Source organism: Agrobacterium sp. SOY23 (assembly GCF_027212525.1).
GTDB lineage: Bacteria > Pseudomonadota > Alphaproteobacteria > Rhizobiales > Rhizobiaceae > Agrobacterium > Agrobacterium tumefaciens_I.
The window spans coordinates 137,812-149,716 of the sequence record NZ_JAPWDT010000007.1 but is presented as its reverse complement, the minus strand read 5'-3'; the positions used below and the strand labels follow the sequence as shown (position 1 = coordinate 149,716).

The 11,905-nt window shown below is 57.9% G+C and carries 12 protein-coding genes; 6 read left to right on the top strand and 6 right to left on the bottom strand.

The window, feature by feature from the left end:
- Nucleotides 1–8 precede the first annotated feature (8 nt).
- Together pyrF and O3S81_RS26660 are read left to right on the top strand one after the other, a co-directional pair.
- Complete coding sequence (pyrF, locus tag O3S81_RS19970; protein ID WP_269345992.1) at nt 9–866, top strand: orotidine-5'-phosphate decarboxylase; 858 nt, start codon at nt 9–11, stop codon at nt 864–866.
- A 154-nt stretch (nt 867–1,020) separates the two neighbouring features.
- Nucleotides 1,021–1,416, top strand: a complete 396-nt coding sequence (locus tag O3S81_RS26660; protein ID WP_442864957.1) for an NUDIX hydrolase — start codon at nt 1,021–1,023, stop codon at nt 1,414–1,416.
- 178 nt (nt 1,417–1,594) lie between these two features.
- On the opposite strand, the gene O3S81_RS19960 is transcribed toward O3S81_RS26660, so the two are convergent.
- The 4 genes from O3S81_RS19960 to O3S81_RS19945 form a co-directional block, all read right to left on the bottom strand.
- Complete coding sequence (locus O3S81_RS19960; protein ID WP_269345988.1) at nt 1,595–2,503, bottom strand: helix-turn-helix domain-containing protein; 909 nt, start codon at nt 2,501–2,503, stop codon at nt 1,595–1,597.
- A 325-nt stretch (nt 2,504–2,828) separates the two neighbouring features.
- Complete coding sequence (locus O3S81_RS19955) at nt 2,829–4,073, bottom strand: MFS transporter (RefSeq protein WP_139786544.1); 1,245 nt, start codon at nt 4,071–4,073, stop codon at nt 2,829–2,831.
- Nucleotides 4,074–4,424: 351 nt separating this feature from the next.
- Nucleotides 4,425–4,994 (bottom strand): pyridoxamine 5'-phosphate oxidase family protein, encoded by a 570-nt coding sequence (locus O3S81_RS19950; RefSeq protein WP_269345985.1) that lies wholly within the window; start codon nt 4,992–4,994, stop codon nt 4,425–4,427.
- Nucleotides 4,995–5,029: 35 nt separating this feature from the next.
- The gene (locus O3S81_RS19945) at nt 5,030–6,001 is read right to left on the bottom strand and encodes an MBL fold metallo-hydrolase (RefSeq protein ID WP_269345983.1); all 972 of its coding nucleotides are present in this window, start codon (nt 5,999–6,001) and stop codon (nt 5,030–5,032) included.
- 124 nt (nt 6,002–6,125) lie between these two features.
- Here O3S81_RS19945 and O3S81_RS19940 point away from each other — a divergent pair, with 124 nt between their 5' ends.
- The gene (locus O3S81_RS19940) at nt 6,126–7,022 is read left to right on the top strand and encodes a LysR family transcriptional regulator (RefSeq protein WP_269345982.1); all 897 of its coding nucleotides are present in this window, start codon (nt 6,126–6,128) and stop codon (nt 7,020–7,022) included.
- Nucleotides 7,023–7,090: 68 nt separating this feature from the next.
- Here O3S81_RS19940 and O3S81_RS19935 read toward each other — a convergent pair whose 3' ends face one another.
- Complete coding sequence (locus tag O3S81_RS19935) at nt 7,091–7,465, bottom strand: VOC family protein (RefSeq protein WP_269345981.1); 375 nt, start codon at nt 7,463–7,465, stop codon at nt 7,091–7,093.
- Nucleotides 7,466–7,468: 3 nt separating this feature from the next.
- Nucleotides 7,469–8,311, bottom strand: a complete 843-nt coding sequence (locus tag O3S81_RS19930; protein ID WP_269345979.1) for an AraC family transcriptional regulator — start codon at nt 8,309–8,311, stop codon at nt 7,469–7,471.
- Nucleotides 8,312–8,726: 415 nt separating this feature from the next.
- On the opposite strand from O3S81_RS19930, the gene O3S81_RS19925 reads away from it, so the two are divergent.
- Genes O3S81_RS19925 through O3S81_RS19915 form a run of 3 tightly spaced genes read left to right on the top strand, consistent with a single transcriptional unit; the run spans nt 8,727 to nt 11,802 of the window.
- Nucleotides 8,727–10,718, top strand: a complete 1,992-nt coding sequence (locus O3S81_RS19925) for an FUSC family protein (RefSeq protein WP_269345978.1) — start codon at nt 8,727–8,729, stop codon at nt 10,716–10,718.
- Nucleotides 10,718–10,921, top strand: a complete 204-nt coding sequence (locus O3S81_RS19920; RefSeq protein ID WP_269345977.1) for a DUF1656 domain-containing protein — start codon at nt 10,718–10,720, stop codon at nt 10,919–10,921. Before O3S81_RS19925 ends, O3S81_RS19920 begins: the two co-directional genes overlap by 1 nt.
- A gap of 2 nt (nt 10,922–10,923) precedes the next feature.
- Nucleotides 10,924–11,802 (top strand): efflux RND transporter periplasmic adaptor subunit, encoded by an 879-nt coding sequence (locus O3S81_RS19915; protein WP_269346314.1) that lies wholly within the window; start codon nt 10,924–10,926, stop codon nt 11,800–11,802.
- Nucleotides 11,803–11,905: the final 103 nt, after the last annotated feature.

Sequence of the window (11,905 nt, the reverse complement as noted above, 5' to 3'; positions counted from 1 at the left end):
GGGTATTCATGTCATCCACCAGCTTTTCCTCGCGTTTTATGCAGACCGCCAAAAACGTGTCGCCGCTCTGTGTCGGGTTCGACCCGTCAACCACGGTCCTTCAATCCTGGGGGTTTGCGCCCGATGCAAAGGGCGCAGCCCAGCTCTGTCGCGTCCTTCTTGATGCGCTTGACGGGTTGGCTGGTATCGTGAAACCCCAGGTCGCGTTCTTCGAATCCTTTGGCCCCGAAGGCATGCAAGTGCTTTCTCGTTTCATACGCGACGCGAAGTCGCGGGACCTGCTGGTTATTGCTGATGCGAAGCGCGGAGACATTGGTTCGAGCATGGAAGCCTATGCGAGAGCCTGGCTTGGGCCCGAAAGCGCCTTCGGTGCCGACGCGGTCACCGCCAGCCCCTATCTGGGAACCTCGGCGCTATCGCCGCTATATCGGCAGGCGGCTTCAACGGAGACGGCCGTATTTGTGGTGGTCCGTTCGTCCAATCCGGAAGGCACGTCCATTCAAGCCGCCTTGACGCAGGGGCGCAGTGTCACCCATGAGGTCGCGGCGTCGGTCACGGACTGGAACGACGCACTGGAAAATGAGACCGATATCGGGCCAGTTGGCGCAGTCGTCGGCGCCACGGGCGGAGCCGAAACTGCGACACTTCTGGACGCGCTGCCCCGATCCCTTTTTCTGTCCCCAGGTATTGGTGCCCAAGGGGCAACGATGCAGGACGCGCATAAAATGTTCGGGTCGAGTGCATCACGCGTAATTCCGACAGTGTCCCGGTCAATTCTTTCAGCAGGGCCCGACCGAGATCAACTTCGCGAGACAATCGCCGACTTCGCTCGTTCAGCTCGCTTCCTGCAGGAGCCGGGGCGCTGATGCCCACACTTTATCCTCCCCGGAATCCGCGGATATTGGCGAACTCGTTGTGGCCTGCTCACGGCATGGCATCGACAAGAGTATAACCAATTTTGCAGTTGAAGGACTTGTTCTGAACGACCAAGGGCAAGCGGTTCTCATCAAGAGGGGACCGATGTATCGCGACAATATTGGCCTCCTCGAAGGGATTGGGGGGCAATGCACCAACGCAGAGCGATTTCGGGACGCGTTGCATCGGGAAATCGAGGAAGAAGTTGGAACAGCGGCCGTAATTGAAATCGATCGGTTTTCTCACCTGCGCCTCCAGCATGACGGGGAAGGAGCGTCGGGAACTGCCGCGAACTGGATTGTCGTCTTTTATATCTGCGGGTGGCGCTCCGGTCCCATGACAGTTACCGAACCGACAAAAATAGCGGCTTCCCTCTGGTTGACCCGCGCACATTCAGCGCCGCGGATCTCGCACCTTCGGCAAGTTTTTCGCTGGACATTTACCGCGCGTCCACCGGGCAAGCTTCGCCTGATGACGCGACAGGAGATCTACTCACATTGAGGGAGTGACATGGTAAGGCTTGGAACATCGGGGGTTGTCAATTTTTTCTGTCAAACAGGGAAGAAATCCTCTTTAGGGAGGGTAGTGGTGATATCTTCTCCAGCAAACGCCCGTGTTGCAAGACGCAGGAAACTGCCCGGTTCCGACATCGCCGAAAACCCCAACGTTTCACTCGATCCTACTGGTCGTCATCCACACCGTATTTGGCTATCAAACTATCAATGAAGTTCGCAGCTTCAGTCGCTTTCAGTGCCTGCTCCCACATCTGGCGTGAGATATCCTCATGCAGTCGCACTCCATCCTGGGAGCTGGTTATCAGACCGACGCCGACGCGAATATTTGGCTGCTCTCCCAAACGGAACGGACTGATGGCCAGCACCGAGTGATCGGCCTGACGAAAAATCTGGAAGCTTGTGGAAGGGACCGATTGCGGAAGGATACCCAGTTGGACACCCAGTGGCTGCTTTCGAAACAGGCTGCTTATGTGGCGTACTTCCCGGCATGCCATGACACGGCGGCGCCTCTGAACATCTTCCGGCAAATCCTGGCGACCAACCAGACCATGGAGGAGAAAACGTTCGAGATCTGAAGAGGCAATCAGGCTTACGAGCAAGGGCCGGCGCAATCGGTAGTTTTTCTTCCGTCCCTTTAACGTATCGATCAACCGGCGGATCGCATCTTCGGTTGCGTCATCCATGGGAGCTGTATCGAGAAAGACCTCCTGAAGCATCTCGTCGTACACTTCGGATGTCAGGAGATAAGAGATCGGACCAAAGAAACCAATGATTTGCTCGCTTTTCTCCTCGAGCTGACGCATGCGTTCAAAGAAGGAACCAGCGGTGTCAATGTATTCAATGTCAACGCCAAGGAGGCTCTGGATAGAAACACCCAGAACCTTGGTAATGCTGATGAGGAGCTCGATCTTGAGAATCTCCCCTTTTTCCGCGCGATAAAGGGCGGCGCGAGAAATACCAAGACGTTTCGCCATTTCCTCCGGGGACAGACCGTGACCGATACGATAGGCCTGCAATCGCGCACCAATCTCGTCGATCCGAATTACATCGTCATATGCAGTTTCGTCAGTCATCCTGATGCCGCCGCCAGCTTTCAAAGACTAATACATGAGCGATACCGTTCGCATACCAGAAGGATCGGAGCAACATGCCACAATGCCTGCACGGTATTTATACAAATCTAAACTTCTGGACACCCGGGCAAAATACCGTGAAGCGATCGCTCGATGCGACGACCGTGGAGCCTTTCAGTTATGGGCAGGCGGGAATTACGCCGCGAAAAATCAATATATGTTCCTGTCGCACTGACAACGCCGCATGGGCGGCGTCAGTCACATTCACCCTGCCGCATTCTGCGGCAGGGCCTCGAATTTACGGGGGTTGCGTCCCGCTCAATCGTCAGGAAAGCTCACGTCCGCGCCGTTCCGGGATCAGGAACCACATGGCTACCATGTCGAGAATGTATAGCGTCGCCAAAAGCGCAATCGCCAGTTCAAACCCGTAGAACGACGCAATAGTGCCAACCACGACGGGGCCAAATCCACCAACGCCGCGTCCGACATTAAAGAGGACGTTTTGTGCGGTAGCGCGAGCCGGGGTCGGAAAGAGCTCGCTGATAAGGGCACCGTAACCGCCAAGCATTCCGTTGACGAAGAATCCCATAACTGCGCCTGCCACCAGCAATTCATATGGGTCCGTCAGTTGCGAGTAGATCACGACCATAACCGCGGCCATGAACATGTACCCGAAGAAGGCAGGACGACGACCGATCCGGTCTGCAATGTGACCAAACATGAAAATGCCCAATGCCATCCCCGCAATCGTTACGGTCGTCCAGATCGCCGATTGTGTCAGCGCAAAGCCAAACCGGGTAGCAAGATAGTTCGGAAGCCAGATCATCACGCCGTAATAGCCGAAATTCTGAACCGAGCAGAGAATAGCCATCCCGATACTGAGTTTTGTGGTGTCCCAGTCTTCCACCAGAAGTCGCAGCGAGGATTTCGTAGATTTTCTGGCTTTGTTTGCGACAAAAACCTCGGGCTCGTGCAGGGAGTTTCGAATGAAGTAGGCGACGACAGCCGGGAAAATCCCGATCGCGAACATTCCTCGCCACCCGATCACAGGCAAGAGCATTGGTGTCACAATCGCCGCTGCCAGGACACCGAGTTGCCACCCCAGGCCAACATAGGATGACGCCCTGGCGCGCTTGTTTGCTGGCCAGGCCTCGGCCACCAGAGCCATCCCGATGCCGAACTCACCGCCAAGGCCGAGGCCGGCCATCGTACGGTAGAAAAGAAGGTCCCAATAGCCCTGTGCAAGGGCACAAAGTCCGGTGAAAACGGCAAAAAGCACGATCGTCCAGGTCAGAACCTTGACGCGACCCAGTCTGTCGGACAACATGCCGAACAGAACGCCCCCGATAACGGCGCCGATAAGCGTCGCGGTAACGAGCGATGCCGCCTGCCCCTGGCTCAGGGAGAGGTCGCTCGAAATTGCTTTCAACATAAAACCGAGGATCAGCAGATCGAACCCGTCCATCGCATAACCGATGGCGGCGCCCAGCATCGCCTTCTTTGCCTTTCCATCTACTTCACTCGGACTCGATGAGGTCACTTCCTCACGATACGCGGTGTCCATGGTCATTTTGTTCCCCTTTTTGACCTAACGACGAAAAGAAGAATAGACCACACCACTGTCTCAATCGTCAACATTAATCTCAGTATTTAGACATTCACTTAAAAACGCCTCCGGCCGAGACACGCATGACCGATATTCAATGTCGCACGAGGCACCAATGTGCCCCCTGGATGTCGGGGCAAGGGCACAGAATTCCGGTTCGGATCAAAGGCTGCAGCATAAACTCGGGATACCCAATGAGTCCGATCCTGACCAGATCGCCCCCTTCGCACGGCGAGACGGACGATGCCGGTTATGTCCAGTGCCCCTTCGGCTCGATAAAGTCCCGAAGCCCTGAAAACGGGGCAGCAACCCTGTTCACTCCATTCGCCAACGCTTCAGCTCGGCAAGTGTAAAGCGCGGCGTTATATGCTGGGGGCAGTTCCAGTCGAATGCCTCCACGGCGATGAGCACAAGACGTTCCACACGAGCGGGATAGTCGGGCAGGGTCAGCCTCTCTGCCAGCAACGGATCATCTCCTGCGTCGACGATCCGCATGCGGGCAAAGATTTTCAGGCGTTGCCGGTGAGCGTAGTCCATCAGGAACAGTGAGACGCGGTCATTCGCTGTTACATTGCCTGTCGTGATGTATTGCCGGTTACCGCGAAAATCCGCAAAACCCAGCAGCGTCGGGTCGAGAACGGTGAGAAAACCGGCCGGCCCGCCCCGGTACTGGACGTAAGGCCAGCCCGTTTCCGAAACGCTGGCGAGATAAAAACCGTCACGCTCTTGAATGAAGGCTGTTTCTGCGGGACCGAGGCGCTGGCTCAGGGTCGTTTCACCGGCGCCACCACGCGCGGCTATCCGCGCCCATTGCTCCGCACTTCCGTACTTATCCTGTGCGGCCGTGACGGAAGGAGTCGCGGCAATGTCGAGATATTTGCTCATTTTCCATCTGCCTTTCCAGACGGCCGAAACCGGCCTCAGTCTTGCAACGCCCAGTCCGCGACCTGCCAGCGAATTTGTCCCCGATCGACAACGACGTGACCCAGTCCCGGGAACGGCATGTGCGTCGCGGCTATGAGCGTGCCTTCCGAAGCGGCGCGAGGAAAGAAGCGGTCGCGCATCGCCCTGGCCGCTGCCCGGTCCTGTTCGAACAGAAAGAACACGTCGGTCGCTCCCGGATGTACGACCGGGAAGATCATGTCTGAAACCATGACAAGGCTCTTTCCCTCATCTTCCACCCGAACGCCGATGTGACCGGGTGTGTGGCCGGTCAGGTCGACGATCGAGACGCCACGCATAATTTCGCGCTCTCCGTCGATCGCCTGGAGTCCGGGGTAGAGGCGCACGACCTCTTCTGCCATCTGAAAGCTGGTCCGGAGGTAATCGGGCGCGCCGCTACGCTTGGCCGGGTCGGTCCAGTGCTTGACGTCACGCCGATCGATATAAACCTCCGCGTTCGGGTAGTTGTTCCTGCCGCCCGCGATCAGCCCGCCCATGTGGTCCTGGTGCATGTGGGTCACGATCACCGCGTCAATCTGATCAAGCCGCAGACCGAGCCTGGCGAGGGCTTGCGGCAGGTTGCCGGTTTGCCCGATCGAGCCCGCTGCACCGGCATCAATCAGGATGCGACGTTGGCCGTCATCGACAAGGTACTGATTAAACAGAAACCGCACTCCGCTTGGCCTGGCGATGAACTGGGCGGCAGCCGCCTGTTCTACCTGGGCCGGGTCACGCCCGGGAAAAAAGTTGTAGGGCATATCCGCATAACCATCCGTCAGCGCCGTCACCGTAAAGCGGCCGATGCGTATTTGCGCCAGCGGCGTTACGCTGGCCAGCGTCGCGACCGGTTCCGGTGTTGCGGCGACGGCCTGCGCGCTATGGATCAGTCCTCCCCCGAGGAGACCAAAAGGAAGAGCGCTGGCAAAGGCACGACGCGAAAGATTGGGCATGATGTCTTTCTCCTTAATGTGGCAACGAGGGAAGGTCCCCGACATCATGAAAGCTAGGATATCCAAAACCGATACGGTATCCTCCGATTTCAGGAGATTACCTCTCAATTTATGGAAGGATAGAATGGACCGGTTCGAAGCGATGTCAGTACTGCTCGCGGTGGTCGATGCCGGCAGCCTCTCGGCTGGTGCACGGCGATTGCAGGCGCCGCTCGCCACGGTCAGCCGCAAGGTCGCCGACCTCGAAAAGCACCTTGGCGCCCGTCTGGTGCTGCGTACCCGCCGCGGCCTGACCTTGACGGATGAAGGACGAAATTACGTCGCCGCGTCACGGCGTATCCTCGGGGAACTGGATGCGGCAGAGCGGCAGGCCAGCGGCGATTACGGCGCGCTGCGCGGAGGGCTGCATATGACCGCGCCGATTGCTTTCGGGGAGCGCCACGTTCTGCCTATAGTGCTGGAATTCCTGAAGGAGCAACCCGAAATCGACATGCGACTGACGCTGACGGACCGCCAGATAAGTCTGGCGGACGAACCCGTTGACGTCGCGCTGCGCATCGGTCATCTGGCCGACAGCGCGCTGATCGCAACGCGTGTTGGTTCAGTCCGCCGGGTCGTCTGCGCCAGCCCTGACTATATCACCCGGCGAGGAGTTCCGCTTGACCCCGACGACCTTGCCCGGCACGACGGTATAAGTTTCCAGGGCTTCGCGACCGCGCCCGAAGTGCGTTACCGCCGCGACGGGGCCACCTTCAATGTTGAACCCCGTCCCAGGCTTGCGGTCAACACGACAGAGGCCGCAATTCAGGCAGCTGTGTCTGGCATTGGCATCATTCGGGTGCTCTCCTACCAGGTTGCCGATCAGCTACGTTCCGGCGCCCTGCAGGAAATTCTGACCGAGTTCGCACCTGAACCGCTGCCCGTTAATGTCATTCATGGGCCGGCCGACCCCTTATCGATGAAAGTGCGACGCTTTCTGGACTGGATCACGCCCCGCCTGCGCGAGCAAATGGCCTATTAGGTTCCGATCCGGACCCTCCGCCGATTTGCTTCATTTCATGAAACCAACCGAGCGCGAGGCTGCCTGCCTCATGTCGTCGGAGGCGTCCGCGCGGTCAGTTTATTTCCATCAGGATCGCGAAGATATGCGACGAACGCCCCGTTCGGGCGCGCCGTCGGCGGGCTCTCGATTGCCACGCCGCCATGCGCGACGCCGGCGGCATGCCAGGCCAAAACATGATCGGGGGTTGCGGCCGCAATACCGATCGTTCCGCCGTTGGCAGCAGTCGCCGGCTTGCCGTCGATCGGTTTCGTGATCATGAGCCGCCCACCCTCATGGGCGTAGATCAGTCGGCCTCTCGCGTCCATCGCGCCGGGCTTGCCGCCCAGAGCGGCGAAGACGGCATCGTAGAATTTCCTGGCCCGCTCCAGGTCGTTGCTGCCGATCATGACGTGGGTGAACATGCTTTATCTCCTCTCGGGTGTCGCTGTATTTTCTGACGTCCAGCGGTCGAAATTTGCCAGATATCGGGCAGGCGATGTGCCAAGCGCTTTCTTGAACATGGTTATGAACGCAGACACGGATTGATATCCAAGATCCCCCGAAACCTGCTGCACCGTCGCCCCCGCTGCAAGGCTTCGAATTGCGACAATCACCTGCAATTGCTGTCGCCAGCGGCCGAAGGTCAGGCCCGTCTCGTTTTGGACGAGACGGGCGAGCGAATTCTCACTCATCGCCATTCGTTTTGCCCATTGCGCCATCGTACTGCGATCGGAGGGATTATCCGCCAGCACTGACGCAATATGCGCGAGCCTTGATTCACCCGTCAGCGGCAGATGGAGATGCTCTACCGGCATTCGCGATAATACTGACAGAAGCAACGTCGTCATGAGTTCCGAGTGCGCGGTCGCAACCTCGGACTGGTCCGCCATCTCGATGATAAGTTCCCTGACGAGCGGTGAGAGGGAAAGCGTGCAGCACCGGTCCGGCAGATCGGCAGCCCCCGGCTCGATGAACAGGAAGAACAGACGCGCGTTGGCCGTAGCAACATTACTATGCAGCATGCCTCCCGGCACCCAGACGCCGCAGTGAGGCGGAACCATCCACATGCCGCCCGGAACCTGGCAAGTCACACCACCACGCAGGGGCATAACAAGCTGGCCCTTGCGGTGCCGGTGTTCAGGAGCCTCGCGTTCGTTCTGCGACACGTCGATCCTCACAGCGCGAACGCGCGATGAAGAGCTTTCAAGATCATGGTCGGCGACGGCGCCGGACAGGGATATTGGCGAATGGTGGTATTTAGTGATCATTAGAGAGAATACCTAAATTCTTCCGTGCGTTTTGTCGATAGGGTCATCCGGCAACAAGCTGGAGTATGATTATGGCACTTCAAAAATTCGACGACCGGTGGTGGTCTGACATTGTCAGAACCGAAATTCGTTTATCCCGAAAAGGGCCTCGTAGTCTTTGGATTCTGTCGCCATCCAACTCGTCCCGGACCGGTCTTTTGAGGACAATCACGAGCCGTATCCTTTTAAAAGCCCACGCGCTTCCTGGCCGCCGTCCGGAGGGTAATGCGTGCACCGATCAGGCCGAAGCCTATCTGCACGCCTGCCTCGCCGCACCATTCTTTTGCTATGTCTCGCCAGTGATCTACCTGCCGCCCAGGACCACCTGCGACGAACGGGGAGTGGAGCAGAATACCTCCCGGACGGGAGAAGACATTTGAGTGGTAGACCAATTGTCACCAGCGGAAACGTAATCTTTTCACTGAAGACATTCCTCGCGGCCATGCTGGCGTATCTTATAGCCCTCAGCTTTGACTTGAACAGACCTTACTGGGCAGTTGCGACCGTTTACATCGTCGCTCATCCCCTGTCCGGCGCGATCTCATCAAAGTCGGTCTATCGGCTGCTCGGAACACTGATTGGCGGCAGCGCGACAATTGTGATGGTTCCGAACCTCGTAAACGAGCCGATCTTGCTCTCTGGTGCGATCATCCTATGGGTTTCCACATGCACCTTCTTCAGTCTTCTTGATCGCACGCCACGCAGTTATGTAGCCCTGTTGGCGGGGTATACGGTGCTTCTTGCGGGACTACCGCTGGTCAACACCCCCGGAAATGCTTTCGATATTGTCGTTTCCCGTACAGAGGAAATCGGACTCGCGATCATATGCGCTTCGATCGTCAGTCACGTTGTTTTTCCGGTTCATGTCGGGACAACCCTTCTCGACCGGATCGATGGCTGGATGGCGAGGGCGCAGGAGTCGCTTGCAGCGACCGCCGGCGAAATGGACCAAACCCGGAGAAGGATGGAGCTCCATGCACTGGCAGCGGAGGCGGCCGATCTGCGTTCTTTTGCGGCCCATCTTCAGTATGACGGCTCAAGATACCGAAGCAGAGTTGTGTTGGTGAAGTCGCTGCAGCACAGGATGGTCGCCTTCATTCCGTTGCTGAGCGAACTGGAGGATTTGCGACGAGCGCTTTGCAGGCTTGATCCGTCCTGTCACGAAAAGACTTTGGCAACGATCACCGGGGCTGGTTCGCCCTCGCTTGAGACCACGGTCGATGCAACCTCTTCGGCGGCGCGCCCAACATGGGAAAAACTTCTTCTCGCCAATTATACCCGGGAGCTGCGGACTGGTTTTCGACTCTCTGAGGAGTGCCTCACTCTTCGAAACCTGATTGAAAGCGAAAAAGGCGCACCAGCGGCTCGTTTTCCCCTCCGCCGCACCGCACCGCACCGTGATATTGGAATGGCGTTGCTATCGTCGCTTGCGGTTGCGGTGTGCCTTGCGACGTCGCTCTCCTTCTGGATCGCCACTGGCTGGTCCGACGGAATGACACTTGCCCAGATATCGGGCGTTCTGTGCTGCCTCCTTGCCACGATGGATGATCCGGTCCCGGCCATGCGCAAATTCGCTAATGTGACGATCGGCGCTGCGATTGCGGCATTCGTCTATGGCTATGCGATCCTGCCGGCGATTGACAGTTTTGCACCGCTTGTCGCTGCTCTGGGAGTGTTTCTGATACCGGCGGGAATATGCCTCGCCGTGCCTTCGCTGGCACTTGTCGGTATGGGTCTTTGCATCAATTTCCCGCTTCTTCTCACGCTTCAGGCATATCCGAGAGCCGATTTTACCACATTTACGAATGCGACGGCCGCGACCATTCTGGCGATGGTCTGGACGATTGCGGTCTGTGGTATCTTTCGATCTGTGCAGGCCGAAACGAATGCGAGAAGGCTTTTTTCCGTTACCCGCAGGCACGTCGCAAATATCGCCGTTGGCAAGCACGCCGGCCGGCTTGTTACAAGACATCGCATGGTCGACGTGGTCGGCCTGTTCGCCTCGAAAGTGGCAAAACTCCCGCGGACTTCCAACCTCGGCGATTGCGACCCTTTACGGAATATCCGCGCAGGCCTGCATCTGATTGCAATGCAAGAGCTTATTGCAAAAGCGCCGGTCGATATTCGTCTCATCGCAGGATCGGTCTTCCGGGCAGTCACAGTATTGTACGGCAGCCTCCCGGCCGATCGCCCGACCTCCCTGGATGACGCCGTGCGGGCGCTGGATGATCTCATCCTTTCCCTTGCCGTCACCACCGCGATGGATAACGAGGTTCTGATTCACGCCGCCGCTCTTCGCCTATGCATCGCTCCGGACGCCGACAGGCCCGTCCCTGGAATCCCGTTTACAGGAGGGAAAGCCGCTTGATGGAAGACCTCGATCTCTATGGTGTCTTTCTGCCATCGTCCGCAGCGCTCGCCTTGTCTGCTTACGTCGGGTTGCGCGTCCTCGCCTCCTTTCTTGGCAAGACAGGTTTTTACCGCGCGGTTTGGCATCGCTCTCTGTTCAACCTCGCACTTTATATCTCCCTTGTCGGCGGATTTTCCGCCGCTATCGACTGGTTTCAATGACGATGAAAAATCTGGCGTTCACTTCGGGTCAAGTCCTCCTGACGCTGTCCATGGCGGTATGTGCTGCCGTGCTGGGCTGGCACATCTGGTCTTTCTATATGGAGGCGCCGTGGACGCGAGACGCCCATGTCCGGGCCGATATCGTTCGACTTGCGCCGGATGTTTCCGGGCCGGTCACCGAGGTGCTTGTGTCGGACAATGCGCAGGTTGAGAAAGGAACGCCGTTGTTTCGCATCGAAACGGATCGTTTCGAGCTTGCGTTGCGGGAGGCAGAAACGCAGGTCACGGGGACGAGGGCGGCATCAGAGCTGGCGAAAATCGATTTCGAACGGTATCAATTGCTTGCATCGAAGGAGGCTGCCAGCCTCAAGGATCGGCAGCAGGCGGAAAGCCGGATGTACCAGGCAGAGGCTGCCTATCGATCCGCGCTGGTCGCGCGGGATCTGGCAAAGCTGAATCTTGAGCGAACAACGCTGAAGGCGCCGACATCCGGGGCGATTACGAATTTTTCCCTTCGCAAGGGAAACTACGTCCAGGCTGGAAATGCCGTGGGCGTCCTGGTGGAAAGAGAATCCATCTATCTTGCGGGATATTTTGAAGAAACCAAGCTACCGGGAATCCATGTCGGTGACCCCGTTGCAATCAAGATCATGGGTGAAGCTGTGTGGGTCACCGGACACGTCACCGGAATTGCCGCGGGTATCGAGGACCGGGAACGGAGCGATACGGCCGGCTCGCTCGCAAGCGTGGCTCCGACATTCTCATGGGTGCGGCTCGCCCAGAGGATTCCCGTGCGGATCGAGATCGATGATGTCCCTAAGGAGGTGCGGCTGATTGCTGGAAGGACGGCGACGGTCTCGATTGGGCAGAAGAAGAAATAAGTGACAGCTTGCCTCACACAGGACGCCGGGGTCACACCAAGCCGCGCTCCGAGATAGACCAGGATGTAATGGCTGGTCGCACAGACGTTCGCTCTTCGGCCAG

Excerpts from the sequence above, each read along its gene's own strand:
- O3S81_RS19960 (WP_269345988.1), bottom strand. The coding sequence starts at position 2,503 with ATGACTGACGAAACTGCATATGACGATGTAATTCGGATCGACGAGATT.
- O3S81_RS26660 (WP_442864957.1), top strand. The coding sequence starts at position 1,021 with ATGTATCGCGACAATATTGGCCTCCTCGAAGGGATTGGGGGGCAATGC.
- O3S81_RS19930 (WP_269345979.1), bottom strand. The coding sequence starts at position 8,311 with ATGATCACTAAATACCACCATTCGCCAATATCCCTGTCCGGCGCCGTC.
- O3S81_RS19915 (WP_269346314.1), top strand. The coding sequence starts at position 10,924 with ATGAAAAATCTGGCGTTCACTTCGGGTCAAGTCCTCCTGACGCTGTCC.
- O3S81_RS19945 (WP_269345983.1), bottom strand. The coding sequence starts at position 6,001 with ATGCCCAATCTTTCGCGTCGTGCCTTTGCCAGCGCTCTTCCTTTTGGT.
- O3S81_RS19920 (WP_269345977.1), top strand. The coding sequence starts at position 10,718 with ATGGAAGACCTCGATCTCTATGGTGTCTTTCTGCCATCGTCCGCAGCG.
- O3S81_RS19955 (WP_139786544.1), bottom strand. The coding sequence starts at position 4,073 with ATGACCATGGACACCGCGTATCGTGAGGAAGTGACCTCATCGAGTCCG.
- pyrF (WP_269345992.1), top strand. The coding sequence starts at position 9 with ATGTCATCCACCAGCTTTTCCTCGCGTTTTATGCAGACCGCCAAAAAC.
- O3S81_RS19950 (WP_269345985.1), bottom strand. The coding sequence starts at position 4,994 with ATGAGCAAATATCTCGACATTGCCGCGACTCCTTCCGTCACGGCCGCA.
- O3S81_RS19940 (WP_269345982.1), top strand. The coding sequence starts at position 6,126 with ATGGACCGGTTCGAAGCGATGTCAGTACTGCTCGCGGTGGTCGATGCC.
- O3S81_RS19935 (WP_269345981.1), bottom strand. The coding sequence starts at position 7,465 with ATGTTCACCCACGTCATGATCGGCAGCAACGACCTGGAGCGGGCCAGG.